Genomic DNA, 14,076 nt, shown 5'->3' on the forward strand with positions numbered 1-14,076 from the left:
CAGCTTCTGGACAAAGACATCGTGCCCGCCGCGCGCAACGGCGCCCACCGGATCATAGATCCCTGCATCATCCACCTCCTCGACCGGGGTTTTCCCCTGGATGAAACAGGGTCGGTTTGGATCCCTCTTTTGCCAAGGTCTTAGGGGAGACGCCGGGCAACTCCGAGCGGTCGGCTCCCGGCCCCCGGGCGCGCCGGCCGATATACTGTGCCGAGGTCGCATCAGGGAGGGCGCGATTATGGCCGTGACCAGCCTTCACGAACTTTCTGTCAAACTGGACAACCTGCTCGTCGCGGGACTGGGTCCGGAGGGGTTTCCCGGGGTCTTCAGGCAGCTTCTGTTGTTGCTGGCGAAGGGAGAACCCGTGACACCCGAGCAGATCGCGGCAGCGCTCGGAACGTCGCGGGACCAGGCGGCGCGCCTTTTGCAGGAGCTGCCCAACGCCGAACTCGATGGGCAGGGCAACCTCGTTGGAATGGGGCTGACGCTCCGCCCGACGCCCCATCGGTTCGAGGTGGGAGGTCGCACGCTCTACACCTGGTGCGCCCTGGACGCCTTGCTTTTCCCCTTCCTGATCGGGGCCTCGGTTCGCATCGAGTCGCCATGTCCGGTCAGCGGAGACGTGGTCAGGGTGAAGGTGAGCCCGGATGCCGTGGAAAAGATAGAGCCAGCCAGCGCGGTAGTGTCCATCGTGACGCCCGAGACCGTGGACGACGTGAGGGGCGCATTCTGCCAGTACGTTCACTTTTTCCGTTCGCCCGAAGCGGCGGACGCCTGGCTTGCGAACCATCCCGCGGCCGTCATCATCTCCGTGACCGAGGCGCACGCCCTGGGGCGCATGCTGGCGAGGCGCTTCCTTTCCGGCACCTCCTGAGACTCATCGAAAGCTCCAAGGGTTAAAGCCCGGAGGCCCACCACTTTCCCGGTTGGGCAGGCGCCTCAGACGTTCGCGGGAAAGCTTTCGCGGCGCCTTACTTGTGCCCTACAGGTGGCCCCGGGACCCGGAGGCCTCGGGCGGGGCTTGGCTAGCCCGGACCGGGCCCGCTCTGGCGGCGGTAACACACCGGGGGCCCTCCTGTCCCAGCCTCGATCGCCTTTCCGGCCCGTGCCCCGGCCGCGCGGCGCCCGGATCCGGTGCGGATGGGTTGTCAGGTGTAAACCTCTTGGCGTATAAAGGTGGTGCACACCTGCTATGGAGCAGGTATCGGAAGGAGGCGTCCGCGATGTTTTGGTTACCGGAAGGCCAGGCACGCGTCTTGAAAGCCGTCGCCCGCATCGCCCGAGAGGAACATTCTCCCACCGCCCACGATCTCCTACCCCTCCTCGCGATCCGCCATCAGAGCCTGCGCCAGCACCTCGAGGCCCTGGCCGCGAAGGGCTACGTCGTGCTCTATCCCCAGGGCCGCGGCCGCCCCACCCACATCGAGCTCACTCCCGTAGGCCGCCTCGCCACCGGCCTGGCCATCCCCCTCCTCGGCCGGATCGCCGCCGGCAGGCCCGCCGAGGCCTGGGAGGAGGTGGAGGCCATCCTCCCGCTTCCCGGACGCCCGGGCCTGTTTGCCCTGAAGGTCCATGGCGACAGCATGGCCGAGTTCTTCCTCGACGGCGACATCGTGGTCGTCGAGCGCGGCCCCGCGCCGCGGCCCGGCGAGATCGCGGCGGTGATGCACCAGGGAGAAACCACGCTCAAGTACGTCTGCCCGGAAGGGGACCGGGTCATTCTCAGACCCCATAACCCCCTCTTCCCCACCCTCGAGCTCCCCTCCGACGAGGTGGAGATCCAGGGGGTTTACCGTTTCCTCCTCCGCGGCGAGGAGGCCCTGAGAGCCTTCGGCCTCATCCAGACGTTCGGAGGGGCGCGATGATCGCCGCCGCGGACTTCGCCCCCTGGCCGGTGTGGTCCCTGGTGCGTCGGGAACCCCGCCTCGAAGGCCTCCCGCTCGCGGTGGTCGCCGGCACGCGGGTGGTCGCCGCCTCCCCCGCCGCCCGGGCCGCGGGCGTCAGGGTGGGGATGAGCGCTGACCTGGCCCGCTCGAAGGCCGGGGGCCTGGAACTGAGACCCCTTCCCCCCGGCCTCGAGGCCGCCTGGGAAACCCTGCTCCACGAGCTCAACCGCTACACGCCCCGCCTCGAGGCCCCTCACCCCGGGCTCGTCTTCCTGGACCTCTCCCCCGCCGACGCCCGGCTTCTCGCCGGGGAATACCGGGTTCCGGTGGGCCTGGGGCCGACCAGGGAGGACGCCCGCCTCGCCGCCGCCACGGCCCTGCCCGGCGAGGTACGCGTCGTTGACGACCCGGAGGCCTTCCTCGAAGGGTTTCCCGTGGAACACCTCGCCGCCGTTGGTCTCCCGGAAGAGGGCCTTGCGCGCCTTCGCTGGCTGGGCATCGAGACCGCCGGTCAGCTGGCCGCCTGGAGCCGGACGCAGCTTTTGGCCTTCCTTCCCGGGGCGGAAAGGATCCTTCCCTATCTCAAGGGGCCGAAGACCGACCGGGTCGCCGTCTTCGAACCCGCCCCCCGGGTGCGGCGTGCCCTCGAGTTCCCGGAGCCGGTCGAGGCCCCTTACGCGACCCGGGCGCTCGACCTTCTCGTCGGGGAGCTCGTCTCTGAGCTCGGGAAGCGCGCCGCCCGGCGGCTCCTCCTCGAGGTCGAAGCCGGGGGAATGCGCTTTTTCGCCGAACGCCGCCCCAAGGAACCCCTCCGCGACAGGCGGCGGCTCCGGCACCACCTGGAGGCCGCGCTCAGGGCGTCCGGGGCCCTGGCCTGGCCGGTCGAGCGGATCGAGGCCACCCTTACGGGCCTGGACCTTCCCGGGGTTCAGGAGGGACTCTTCCACCGCCTCGCTGCCCTGAATCAGGTCGTGCGCCGTTTTCCCGCCGCCTTCTGGCGGGCGGTCATCATCGACCCCCGGGCCCTGGCCCCCGAACACGGCTTCGTTTACGTCTCCTGGGAGGCTGGCGATGCGACTCCTGCTCACCCCCCTCACCGTCGAGGGCCCCGGCATCCGGGCCGTGACGCTTAAAGGCCGCCGCCACCGCGTGGAGCGGATCGTCGACGCCTGGCGCTACGGCGGCCGCTGGTGGCGGGGTGAACGCCCGCGGGACTACTTCCTCATCGAGCTGGAGGGCGGTCTCCTGCTCGAGGTCTACCGGGAGGGCGAAACGTGGGTCGCGTCCCGCTGGATCGACTGACGCTCTTAAGGCTCCACTCCTACTTCTCCCTGGGGCGCGGCGTGGCCTCGCCGGCGAACCTGGTGCGAACCGCCGCCGACGCCGGGTACGCCGCGGTGGCCCTGACCGACGATCTCTCGGTCTCCGGGGCGGTGACGTTCTTCCGGGCCGCCCGGGACCGCGGTCTCACCGCCCTGATCGGCAGCGTGCTCCCCCTCAAGACCCAGGAAGGCGTCTTCGAGGTCCAGCTGCTCGCCGCCTCGCGAAAGGGCTACGCGACGCTGAACCGCCTCCTGACCCGGGCGATTCCCAAAGGAGAGCTCCGCCTCGAGGCGCTCCTCGATGACCACGAGGACCTCTTCCTCCTCACCGGCGGGCGGAGGGGCTTTCCGAGCCGCCTTCTGGCCGGGCGCAGGCTCGGGGCGCTGGAGAGACTCACCCGCCTCTTCAAGGCCACCTTCGGCGACCGGTTCTTCGTCGCCCTCTATCACGACCGCCTCCCCGGCGATACCCGCCGGGCACGGATCCTGAGGCGCCTCGCCCGGGACGCGGGGGTCCCCGCGGTCGCGGCGCTCGAGGTGCGATACCTGAAATCCGAAGACTTCCCGCTCTACGACGCGCTCGTGGCCGCCAGGCTCGGGATCACGGTGGACACCCCGCATCCCGAACGCCCCAAAAACGACGCCCAGTACCTGCCCGGCCGGGAAGAGGCCCTCGCCCGCCTCCCCTTCCCCGACGCCTGGGCCAACGCCCGGGCGCTCGCCGGGGAGGCCGCCTTCGAGCTCCTTCCCGAACGGATCCTGCCCCCGCCGGTGCGGCTTCCCGCGGGGCGCAGCCCGGAGGAACACCTCCGCGCCCTCCTCGAGGCGTCCCTCGAGCAGCGTTTCCCGGGCGACGCCCGCGCCCGGGCCCGCCTCGAAGAGGAGCTCGCCACCATCGAGACCCTCGGCCTCGCCGGATTCTTCCTGGCGGCCAGGGCGGTTGCCGACTTCGCCCGCTCCCGGGGGATCCTGGCGGCCGGCCGGGGCAGCGCCGCGGGGAGCCTCGCCGCCTTCCTGCTCGGACTCACGCAGGTCGACCCCCTGAAGCACGGCCTCCTCTTCGAACGCTTCCTGCACACCGGGATGAAGGCGCTCCCCGACATCGACATCGACCTCTCGAGCCGGCGGCGGGAAGAGGTCCTGGCCTTCGTCGAGCGCTTCTTTGGCGGCGAGCGGGGCGAGCGCGAGGCGATGACCGCGAACTACGTTACCTACCGGCTGCCGCTCGCGGTCCAGGATCTGGGGCGGGCGCTCGGGCTGCCGGCTCCCCTGCGGCGCGAGCTGACCCGGGCCCTGGGCCGCGACTTCCGCCACCTCCCGCCGGGCAGGGCGGATCGGGCCCGGCCGATCTTCGACGAGGTCCTCGGCGAAGCCCCGGTGAAGGCGGTGCTTCTCTCGCTCCTTGATCGCATGGAGAAAGACCACGTGCGCCACCTTGTCCCCCACGTCGGCGGGGTGGTGCTGGCCCCGGGACCGCTCACCGACTACGCGCCGATCTTCCGGAGTTCGGGCGGCATCCGGGTGCTGGCCCTGAACAAGGACGACCTCGAGGCGCTGGGGCTCGTGAAGCTCGACCTTCTGGGCCTGCGGATGCTCGCGGCGCTGGAGCGGGCCCGGGAGGAGGTCTTCCGCACCGAGGGCCTGTGGCTCGACCTCGAGGCCCTGCCCCAGGAAGAAGCTGTCTACCGTCCGCTGTGGCGGGGCGAGTCGATCGGGGTCTTCCAGCTCGAATCCCCCGCTCAGCAGAACATGAGCAGGAGGCTCCGGCCGAAAAGCCTCAGGGATCTCGCCCACCAGATCGCCCTGGTGCGCCCGGGGCCGATCCAGTCCGGGACGGTGCGCCCCTATCTCTCAAGGCGAACCGGGCGGGAACGCACCCGGCCGCTGCACCCGGTCATCGACCGGATCCTGGCCCCGACCCACGGGGTGCTGCTTTTCCAGGAGCAGCTCCTTCGCATCCTTCACCACGGCGCCGGTCTCTCCTGGGAAGAGGCCGAGGCCTTCAGGAAGCGAATCGCGAAGGCCCGCGACGAGGACGAACTCGCCCCCCTCAAGGTGCGTTTCCTGGCCGGCCTCGAGGCCCGGCTCGGCCTCACGGGGGAGCCGGCCCGCCAGCTCTGGGCGATGGTGGCCGCCTTCCGGGGGTACGGCTTCACCGAGAGCCACGCCTGGGCCTTCGCCAACCATGCCTACGCCTCGCTGTGGCTCAAGGCGCACTACCCGGCGGAGTTCTTCGCCGCCCTCCTCTCGGAGCATCCGGGCATGTGGAGCCTTTCCACCCTGCGCCAGGAGGCCAGGCGGCTCGGGGTGCCCTTTCTTCCCGTCGACGTCAACCGGTCGTGGCTCTTTTACCGGGTGGAGCGAAAGGGAACGAAAAAGGCCATCCGGATCCCGTTCACCGCCGTGAAGGGCGTCTCCGAAGAAATGGCGCGGCAAATCCTTCTCGCGCGGCTCGAGGGTCCCTTCACCGGCGTCGAGGACCTCAGGGCGAGGGCGGGCGTTCCCGCCGACGCCCTTTTCGCCCTCGCCCGGGCGGGGGCCTTCGACAGCCTCCTGCCCCGGCGGGAAGCGGTTTACCGGGCGGGGGTCGCGGTCCGGGTGGGGGATGCACCGCTCCTCTCCCCTGCCCCAGAGGCGCCGCCGCTACCGGCACCCGGTCTCCGGGAACGCTTTTTCCAGGAGCTCGAGACCCAGGGGCTTTCGGCGATCCCCCTGCATCCCCTCGACTTCGTCCGCGGCGTGCTCGAGGAGCTCGGGGCCACGCCGATCGCAAGCCTCAGACCCGGACCGGTGCGCACCGCGGGGCTGGTGGTGGCCAGGCAGAAGCCGCCCACCGCAAAGGGGTATGCCTTTTTCGTCCTCGAGGACGGGCCCTTCCGGGTCCAGGCGGTGATTCCGCCAGCGCTCTGGGAAAGCCGTTACCGGGTGCTCCGGGACGGCCGGGTTCTGGTGGTCGAGGGCGAGTACCAAAGCGGGGGAACGCTCGCCGCACAAGCTGTGTGGACCCTGGATGCGGGCGCTGTCCGGAAGGAAGCCACAACCGATGCGGCGGAGCGGGCCATCCCCCGATCCTGATGCCGACCGATGCGAAATTCAAGCCTGCCCGTCTTGTGAATACCGGCACAGCTGCCCGCTCAGCGGGCCTCCTTTGCCCGGGGCAGCATGCCCCGGCCTTCTCCATCCCCCCCCGGACTCAGGCCGAAATCGGACCCCTGGAGCAGCCCAGAGGCGCCTTCTCCGGCGGCAGCCGGCTATCCGCCGCGACGAGCCCTCAGTTCAAGCTTCAGGATCACCTGCATCGCGTGGGACCACAGTAGCGGCCTGGCCGGGACCCCCCACCGTCGCGTCCAGTAGTTCAGGAAGCGGAAACTGATGCCGGGAACCGCCACCTGCTCAGGCAGGTGCCCCCGCTCGTCACGGTGGGCTTCTACCCAGGCGCAAAGCTCTCGGGCGCGTCGCAAGCTCCCCGTCCTGGCGTAATACCATCCCAGCCACGCGGTGAGCAAAATCCAGGCACCCCCGCCGTAGTAGGTGTCGGCCGCGTAGCGAACGACGCCGCCCCCCCGCAGGAGCCGGCGCTCGATCTCGGCTACCGTGGCCAGCATCCGCGGGTCGTCGTCGTCGACCAGGTCGAAGGGGACGGAAACCCAAAGGAGCGACGCGTCGACCGCCGACTCACCGACGAACTTGACGAAGCGGCCCTCCCGCACACACTCCTCGAGCACCACCCTGCGAACCTCCCGGGCCGCCTTCGCCGCCAAGGGGAAGAAAGGCGCCATCGCGCTGAACCCGGCGTAGATCGAGGCCAGGGTGGCGGTGTGCAGCCGGGTGGGGTTCTCTTCCCAGGGATCGTAACAGGGTTCGGCCCAGAAGCGCTCCAGGTAGGCCAGAACCGCGCGAACCGGTCCGGCGAACACCCCGGGGAGTTCTTCCTCGCCACCGAGCCGCAAGTGCTCCCCAAGCGCCCACAGCCACTGGCCGTAGCCGTCGAGCTGAAAGTTCGGCCAGCCATCCTCCCTCCACTCCCCCTCGAGCGTGAACCGCGCGGGAAGGAACTCGGCCTGGGTGAAGACCTCATCCCGCCAGGCGCGCTCAACCAGGCCCAGGATGTGGTCGGTCTGGGCACCCAGGGTGCGGGCCGTCCACAGGTGAAAGGCCCGGGAACTCGCGTGAACCCCTGCCCGGTCCATGGCGTAGGCGATGAACGACCCATCGCGCAACCAGCAATAGGGGTACTGGGAGAAACTGGGGCTGGCCGGGAAAGCCCCGGAAGGATGCTGATGATGGCGGATCAGCTGGAGGTCACGGTACATCGGAACTCCCTTCGATTTCGATGATCATCGCCGTCCAGTACTCCAGACAGGGAATGTGCACATTCAGGCAGCGCCCGCTCTGGCTGAACTCGGCTTTCTGGAGCCCGGCCTGCGGGAAGTCGGGGCTGGCAAGGTACACTGCCCGGACCGGACCCGGGACCGGATAGCAGAGCCTGAGGTTGCCAAGAACCGGGGGCGGGTGTTTATCAGAACGCCACTCGGACGACGGCGAAGCGCTCAGGTTGATCAGGTGCACCACCTCAAGCCCTGGCTTGCTCGATGACAGGAGCCAGACCGCGTTTTCGGGAAAGCTGCCCGTAGCGAGCGGGGCGCCCTCGAGCCTCGCTCCCCGGGCCGGACGGGCGGGCTCGAGGGCGAAGAGGTATTCCTGGTAGCGGGTAATGAAGTCATAGTAACGGCGGATCCAGGCCGCGAGTTGTGGCCCCGGATGCTCGTACCTGGGAAAGTAGGGATCCGCCAGGAGCGCACCACCCTCCCCCAGCTCAATACGCGTCGCGCCGCTGGCCGCGATCACCGAGGCCAGGAGGCGGTAGGCCGCCTCCGCCCCGGGCGACAGATAAGCCGCCAGGATCACCGGGCGGTTGCCCGAAAGCGCCTTGGCCCGGTAGACGAGGTCGCGCAGCGCGGCGTAGTCGTTGTGGGGAGGCCAGACCTCGATGTACACGGCGTCCACATCGGTGGGCGCCACGTTATCCACCGGCCAGTCGTTGACCAGGTTGAAGATCACGGCCCTCCCCGGACCGGCAATTCGCCTGGATTCCTCCAGAAAACCGGGGATGACCGGAGCCAGGTCCACGATCCTGCCGTCGTGATCCTGCGCGATCTTGGGATCGCCATACTGATCGATGTGAAGGCCGTCAAACGAAAGAGCATCGAGGATGCGGCGGTACTCGTCCAGGATGTGGTGCCGCCAGTCCGAGCCTTCCGAGGGGTCGAAGATGTAGAGGAAGTCATCGCCCAGCGTCCAGGGAACGCCCTTGCTCTTGTAAAGCGCCTGTTCGGGGTGCTCGGCATAGTAACGGCCGGAACCCGCATAGATGGTCGTGTAGGGCATCGCCGCCATCCCCCGCCCGTGCGCCTGTTCGATCCGCTTTTTCACGACGGCGAGCGATAGGCTGCGTCCCAGGGGGTCCGTGAAGTCCTCTTGCGGCGGCAGGTGCCGGTCGTGGCGGTACATCCAGTCGTAAAACTGCAAGGCGTTGACGTGGTGCTTCAGCAGCACGTCCACCCGCACGGGGCCGTCTTCACCCGGCGCAAAGTCCGTCAGGAACCCGTAACGGGGCATCTCCCACCAGTGCGCGTGCACGTCAAAGGCGGTCGACGACGAGCCCAGGACCAGTCCGGACGGATCGACAATGGAAACCTCGGCGCCGTAGCCCGCAGGCACGGCAGGCGGGTTCCACCGGAACACAAGCATCCCGTCCGTCTCTACCGGAAGGCTGGCCTCGTAGACCCGCTCCGCCAGGTGATAAATCAGCAAATGGGCAACGGCGCCCGCCGTCGCGCCGCGGGTTTCCAGGCGCAGCCCCACGCGCTCGCCGGGCCGGTACAGCGCGCGGTCGGGGTACAGCTCAAGTGTCAAAGCCACGGGTTATCAGTCCTCTCCGGAGAGCAAAAGCGTCGCGGGAGGCCAACGGGCCTCACTCCTTGAGCCCCCCGCCATGAACCGGGCGCACGAACGCCCGCTGGAAAAAGACGTACACCAGCACCACCGGGACCATGGCGATGAGCGAGGCGGCGAAGACGAGCCCCCACTGGCTGGCGTGCTGGCCCTGGAAAAGCCTGATGGCGATGGGGAGCGTACGGAGGTTGCCGTCGTTGAGGAAGGTCAGGGCCAGGGTGAACTCATCCCAGGAACCGAGAAAGGCAAAGATTGCGCTGGTTCCGATCGCCGGGGCCGCTAGGGGCAGGGCAATGCGAAAGAACGACTGCAGCCGGCTGGCCCCGTCGATCTGCGCTGCCTCTTCGATCTCGCGGGGAATACCCTCGAAGAACCCGCGCAGGAAGAAGGTATGGAAGGCGACGTTCCCTGCGATGTAAAAGACGACCAGCCCCACCAGCCGGTCCAGCAGCCCCAGGTTCCGGGCCAGGATGAACTGGGGGATGATGTAGAGGATGCCGGGAATCATCAGGAACAGCAGATAGAGCTTGAAGATCAAGCCTTTGAACGGGAAGCTCAAACGGGCAAAGGCGTAGGCACCGGTCGAGGCGACCAGAACGGTACCGATGGTCGCCGGAATCGCCACCTTGAGGCTGTTCAAAAAATAAAGACTGAACTTGTTGGAGTTCCAGGCGTCGATGAAGTTCTTCAGCGTGGGCTGGCTCGGAATGAAGCGCGGCGGGATCTCGAGTACGTACGAGACCGGCTTGAAGGCGGTGGAGATGGTGTAAATGATCGGCAGGGCCATGATGAGCGCGATCACGCCCATGACCAGGTACAGCAGCAGCGTCCGCAGCCGGCGCCCGCTCACAGCGCCTCCTGGCCAAGGTAGCGAAGCTGGAAGGCGCTCACGAGCACGATCACCAGCGTCAGCACGAAGGCGATCGCCGAGGCGTACCCGAAGTCCAGGAACGAAAAGGCCTGGTTGTACATGTAGGTCAGGAACACCTCCGTCTGGTGGTTGGGGCCGCCGCCGGTCATGATGTAAAACTGAATGAAGCTCTGGAAGGCCCCGATGGTGAGCATCACCGCGATGAAGGCGGTTGCCGGGCGCAGCAGCGGGATGGTCACGAAGCGGCGAACCTGCCAGCTCCCGGCCCCGTCAACCCGGGCCGCTTCCTCGAGCTCGACCGGGATGCTTTGCAGGGCGGCGAGATAGATGAGCATGGTCCAGCCCGCGCCCTTCCAGATGCCCAGGATGGAGATGGCGACGAGCGCGGTGGCGGGGTCGTTGAGCCAGGCCCGGTGCGGGGGGTAGAGACGCAAAAGGTCGGAGAACACGTAGTTGATAAGCCCTTCCGAGTGGAACAGGAACGAGAAGATGAGGGCCACCACCACCCAGCTGGCGATCACCGGAAAGTAATAGACCAGCCGGAAAAAGCCCGCGAAGCGTACCTTCTGGTTCACGAGCAGCGCCAGCCCCAGCCCTGCCGCCATCTGGCCGACCACGGTGATGAGCGCGTAAACCAGCGTGTTTCTCAGGGCGATCAGCGTCACGGGATCGCGGAACACCCGGATGTAGTTCTCCAGCCCCACGAAGGTGCTATCGCCCATGACGTTCCAGCGCCGGAAGGAGATCCAGAACGAAAACACCGCCGGGTAAGCGTTGAAAACGAGGAACCAGATCAGCCCGGGCAGGACCAGGACGAGCGCAAAGGCCACCTCTCCGCGCAGGCGCCTGCTGCGGATCAGCGATGCGAAAGGACGGGGGATGGCCATATCAACCTCGAAGGGGGGCGGCCACCCGCCCCCCTAGCATCGTTACTTGAGGAGTTTGTCGACCCTGGCCGCAGCTTCATCCAGCGCGGCCTGCACGGTCTTTTTGCCGAGGAAGATCTCCTGGAAGGCCCCCTGAATGGCCTCCTCCACCTTGGGGTAGGCCGGGGTGACGGGACGGGCCCGGGCCGTTTTGAGCTGCTCGAGGTACAGCCCGTAGTAGGGGTGGCCCTTGATGTAGGGGTCTTCGAGCGCGGCCTTGATCACGGGGAGCTGCCCGGTGGGGGCCATCATCAGCTGGGCCTGGGGCGAGAGCATGAACTGGACGAACTTCCAGGCCGCCTCCTTCTTCTTCGATTGCTTGAAGATCACGATATTCTCGCCCCCGACAATGCTAATCGATCCGCCGGGCCCCGCCGGGAAAAGGGCGTGGACGAGCTTGAGGTCCGGATACTGCTTCTTGAGCGCCGGGTAGGCCCAGGGGCCATCCTGGGTGGCCACGTACTGCCCCGCCCCCAGCCCCTCCCAGGAGCCCAAGCCCGCCCGGGCCACGGTGGGAGCGATGAGGCCGGCCTTGTACCAGTCGTAGAGCATCTGAACGGCGGCAACGGTGCGCGGGCCGTTGAGGAAGCCGGTCGCCCGGGTGACCGCGGCATCGGTCACCGCTCCCCCGTTGGACCAGATCCACGGGAACAGGTACCAGTTCCAGGGTCCGGGAACGGCGAAGCCCCAGCGCACGACCTTGTCACCCTTCTTCTGCTGGGTCTTCTCGAGGAAGACCTTGAACTCGGCAAAGGTTTTCGGAACGTCGACGCCCGCCGCCTTCAGCGCGTCGGCGTTATACAGAACGACCTGGGTGTTGGTGTCAAGCGGCAGGCCGTAGTAGCTTCCCCGCCAGGCGTTCGTCGACAGCGGGCCCGGGAAAACCGCCCCCCGCAAGGTCGCAAAGCCGGGGTAGCCGTCGAGCTTCTCGAGCGCCCCCAGGTTGGCGAACTCTGGCGACCAGATGATGTCGATCCGGGCCACGTCCGGTACGGTTCCACCCGCGATCGAGGTGAGCAGCTTTTGCCGGAAGTCCGGATAGGGAATCGCCTGCGCCTTGACCTTGATGCCTGGGTTGGCCTTTTCAAACGCCGGAATGACCTTCTCGACCAGGGTCCTGTTCTCGTCGGAGTCCTGGTTATACGTGTGCCAGAAGGTAATCGTCTGCGCTGAGGCCACCCCCAGCGAGAACAGGGCGGCCAGGGCCAGGAACCTCAGCCGGCCCCTCATAACCCGCCCCCCGAGTGGACCGCCACCGGCTTTTTCGCCCTGGTCCCCCGGCCACGGACCTCACACGCGCCCCCGTCCACCGTCCTGCGCCCCGCATTCTTCCCGCCACGCACTTGCTGCATCCATTGCCCCTTCCGCCCCGGCTCTAACGCACCAGGGGCTTGGCGAACACTTCCCGCTGTATCGCAAGCCCAGCCGCCCCGCGCGCCCACATGTCGTCGCCCCAGGGGTGCACGTGTACTTGCAGACGCTGAGCCAAACCGTTGAAGGTATTGCGCCGCAGCGCCGCCTCAACGGCTCCCAGGAAACCCTCTCCGAGCCTCACCCCCTCTCCAGCAATCACCAGCATCTCGGGATTGAAAAGATTGACCAGATTGGCCAGGGCAACGCCCAGACGCTCACCGGCCTCCTTGAGCAACGCCTGAACGCCCTCGTGCCCCTCCCCGGCCATCCGGATGAGTCCGGTTACATCGAAACGGCGGCGGCGAAGCTCGGGGAACCGTTCCCTGGCCTGGGCCACCAGCGCCGGCTCGGCGACGTAGGCCTCCAGGCACCCCCGCTTGCCACACTCGCACAGCCGCCCCTCCCGTTCGCTCACCGTGTGGCCCAGCTCACCGGCCCCACCATCGGCGCCGCGGTAGATCTCGCCCCCGATCACAAGTCCGGCCCCGATTCCGCGACCCACGGTGATCACGACGAAGTTCCTGGCGTTTTTCCCCAGGCCAAAAAGCGTCTCGGCGGCCGCCAGGGCGTTCACGTCGTTGTCCAGATGCACCGGCCGGGAGAGCCTCTCCTCAAGCAAACGCCGCACCGGGACCTGCCGCCACTGCAGGAACGGCGAGTACACGCAAACCCCCTCCGAGGGGTCGATGACCCCAGCCATCGCCACGCCCAGGCCGACCAGACGGTCCGGTGAACGCCCCGAGGCCTCGAGCAGCCCCTGGGCCTCGACCGCGATCCGCTCAAGCAGCGCCTCGGGTTCGGTTGAATCCAGCCTGACGTGGCGGCGGGCCAGGACGTCAGTGCGCAGATTGGTGAGAACGACCTCGAGGGCATCCTCCATCACCTTGACCCCCACCGCATGCCAGGCGTCGTAGGCGAGCTCGAGCAAAACCGGAGGCCGCCCGCCGCGGGGACGGCCGCTGCGGCCCTCAACCACCAACCCCTGCGCGATCAGCTCGGCCACCACGCCGGTAACGGCGGCTGAGCTCAACCGCGTCAGCTCCGCCAGCTCGTTACGACCCAGAGCCCCGTGCTGGCGGAGCAGGTTCAGCACCAGAGCGCGGTTGATGGCTCGAACAGTGGACTGATCGCCCTTGCGGATCAATTCAGGCCTCCAGGGACTTACTTCATTCAGTGAATAAAGTCACCGTGCCCGGAGTATAGGTCCACCAGCCCAGCCTGTCAAGCCCGAAGGGGCGGGGCCAGCAACCGGCGTCCTTCTCGACTTCCGCCACCCCACTCGTGAACCATCGCACAGCCGCCTCCCCAGCGCCCCTCTCTTCGCGCCACCGCGCTGCCCAACCCCCCAAACTACCCCCACCCGATCGCGGCCGAAATAGAGGCCCTAGAGCGCGCCAGACCGGCCGCCCCGGAGACCGCGCCCAGCTCCACCCTGCTAGCGGAATCCAAAGATCCTCCATCGCCTGCCTCCGGCCGACAACGCCCTCCTCCACCGAACCGCTCTCCGGAGACCCTTTCCGGCTCCGCGACCATGGCGAGCACTGTCCGGGCGTCCCCCTGGGGATGCCCGGCCCTTAAGGCGTGGGCAAGCAGGCCGCCGCCAGTTTGCCCCCCGGGACATCGCCGGCCTGTGTGCTGGAAGTTCCAGCGCAGCCGCAACGCGGCCTTCGCCTGCAAGCGCCCCCTGCTTCGCGCCCGGAGGA

11 protein-coding genes are annotated in these 14,076 nt (G+C 67.9%); 5 read left to right on the top strand and 6 right to left on the bottom strand.

Features of this window, described 5'->3' with window-relative positions:
* Positions 1-238: 238 nt before the first annotated feature.
* The 5 genes from merB to dnaE all read left to right on the top strand — a co-directional run bounded on the left by merB (position 239) and on the right by dnaE (position 6,283).
* Positions 239-874: an organomercurial lyase MerB gene (gene merB / locus ACZ5BT_RS00520; RefSeq protein WP_464883608.1), complete on the top strand. Its 636-nt coding sequence runs from the start codon at positions 239-241 to the stop codon at positions 872-874.
* Positions 875-1,223: 349 nt separating this feature from the next.
* Entirely contained in the window at positions 1,224-1,865 is a 642-nt protein-coding gene (locus tag ACZ5BT_RS00525; RefSeq protein WP_464883609.1) for a LexA family protein, read from the top strand.
* Positions 1,862-3,019, top strand: coding sequence for a Y-family DNA polymerase (locus ACZ5BT_RS00530; RefSeq protein WP_464883610.1), 1,158 nt, complete (start codon positions 1,862-1,864; stop codon positions 3,017-3,019). Before ACZ5BT_RS00525 ends, ACZ5BT_RS00530 begins: the two co-directional genes overlap by 4 nt.
* Positions 2,958-3,188: a hypothetical protein gene (locus tag ACZ5BT_RS00535; protein WP_464883611.1), complete on the top strand. Its 231-nt coding sequence runs from the start codon at positions 2,958-2,960 to the stop codon at positions 3,186-3,188. Before ACZ5BT_RS00530 ends, ACZ5BT_RS00535 begins: the two co-directional genes overlap by 62 nt.
* Positions 3,161-6,283 (top strand): DNA polymerase III subunit alpha, encoded by a 3,123-nt coding sequence (dnaE, locus tag ACZ5BT_RS00540; RefSeq protein WP_464883612.1) that lies wholly within the window; start codon positions 3,161-3,163, stop codon positions 6,281-6,283. The genes ACZ5BT_RS00535 and dnaE overlap by 28 nt, the downstream gene beginning before the upstream one ends.
* A 176-nt stretch (positions 6,284-6,459) precedes the next feature.
* On the opposite strand, the gene ACZ5BT_RS00545 is transcribed toward dnaE, so the two are convergent.
* The 6 genes from ACZ5BT_RS00545 to ACZ5BT_RS00570 form a co-directional block, all read right to left on the bottom strand.
* Positions 6,460-7,521, bottom strand: coding sequence for a glycoside hydrolase family 15 protein (locus tag ACZ5BT_RS00545; protein ID WP_464883613.1), 1,062 nt, complete (start codon positions 7,519-7,521; stop codon positions 6,460-6,462).
* A complete protein-coding gene (locus ACZ5BT_RS00550; protein WP_464883614.1) occupies positions 7,511-9,124 on the bottom strand; it encodes a glycoside hydrolase family 66 protein in 1,614 nt (537 codons plus the stop codon). The genes ACZ5BT_RS00545 and ACZ5BT_RS00550 overlap by 11 nt, the downstream gene beginning before the upstream one ends.
* Before the next feature lie 58 nt (positions 9,125-9,182).
* On the bottom strand, positions 9,183-10,013 hold the full coding sequence (locus ACZ5BT_RS00555) for a carbohydrate ABC transporter permease (RefSeq protein ID WP_464883615.1): 831 nt from the start codon (positions 10,011-10,013) through the stop codon (positions 9,183-9,185).
* Positions 10,010-10,921, bottom strand: a complete 912-nt coding sequence (locus ACZ5BT_RS00560; protein WP_464883616.1) for a carbohydrate ABC transporter permease — start codon at positions 10,919-10,921, stop codon at positions 10,010-10,012. Before ACZ5BT_RS00560 ends, ACZ5BT_RS00555 begins: the two co-directional genes overlap by 4 nt.
* A gap of 42 nt (positions 10,922-10,963) precedes the next feature.
* Positions 10,964-12,190 carry an extracellular solute-binding protein gene (locus ACZ5BT_RS00565; protein ID WP_464883617.1) on the bottom strand — a complete coding sequence of 409 codons (1,227 nt, stop codon included), beginning with the start codon at positions 12,188-12,190 and terminating at the stop codon, positions 10,964-10,966.
* A 145-nt stretch (positions 12,191-12,335) separates the two neighbouring features.
* Positions 12,336-13,517: an ROK family protein gene (locus tag ACZ5BT_RS00570; RefSeq protein ID WP_464883618.1), complete on the bottom strand. Its 1,182-nt coding sequence runs from the start codon at positions 13,515-13,517 to the stop codon at positions 12,336-12,338.
* Positions 13,518-14,076 lie beyond the last annotated feature (559 nt).

The organism is Vulcanithermus mediatlanticus (genome assembly GCF_055385885.1).

What these genes read in the sequence shown, in the direction of transcription:
- merB (WP_464883608.1), top strand. Translation starts at nt 239, where the DNA reads ATGGCCGTGACCAGCCTTCACGAACTTTCTGTCAAACTGGACAACCTG.
- ACZ5BT_RS00530 (WP_464883610.1), top strand. Translation starts at nt 1,862, where the DNA reads ATGATCGCCGCCGCGGACTTCGCCCCCTGGCCGGTGTGGTCCCTGGTG.
- ACZ5BT_RS00535 (WP_464883611.1), top strand. Translation starts at nt 2,958, where the DNA reads ATGCGACTCCTGCTCACCCCCCTCACCGTCGAGGGCCCCGGCATCCGG.
- ACZ5BT_RS00545 (WP_464883613.1), bottom strand. Translation starts at nt 7,521, where the DNA reads ATGTACCGTGACCTCCAGCTGATCCGCCATCATCAGCATCCTTCCGGG.
- ACZ5BT_RS00565 (WP_464883617.1), bottom strand. Translation starts at nt 12,190, where the DNA reads ATGAGGGGCCGGCTGAGGTTCCTGGCCCTGGCCGCCCTGTTCTCGCTG.
- ACZ5BT_RS00560 (WP_464883616.1), bottom strand. Translation starts at nt 10,921, where the DNA reads ATGGCCATCCCCCGTCCTTTCGCATCGCTGATCCGCAGCAGGCGCCTG.
- ACZ5BT_RS00525 (WP_464883609.1), top strand. Translation starts at nt 1,224, where the DNA reads ATGTTTTGGTTACCGGAAGGCCAGGCACGCGTCTTGAAAGCCGTCGCC.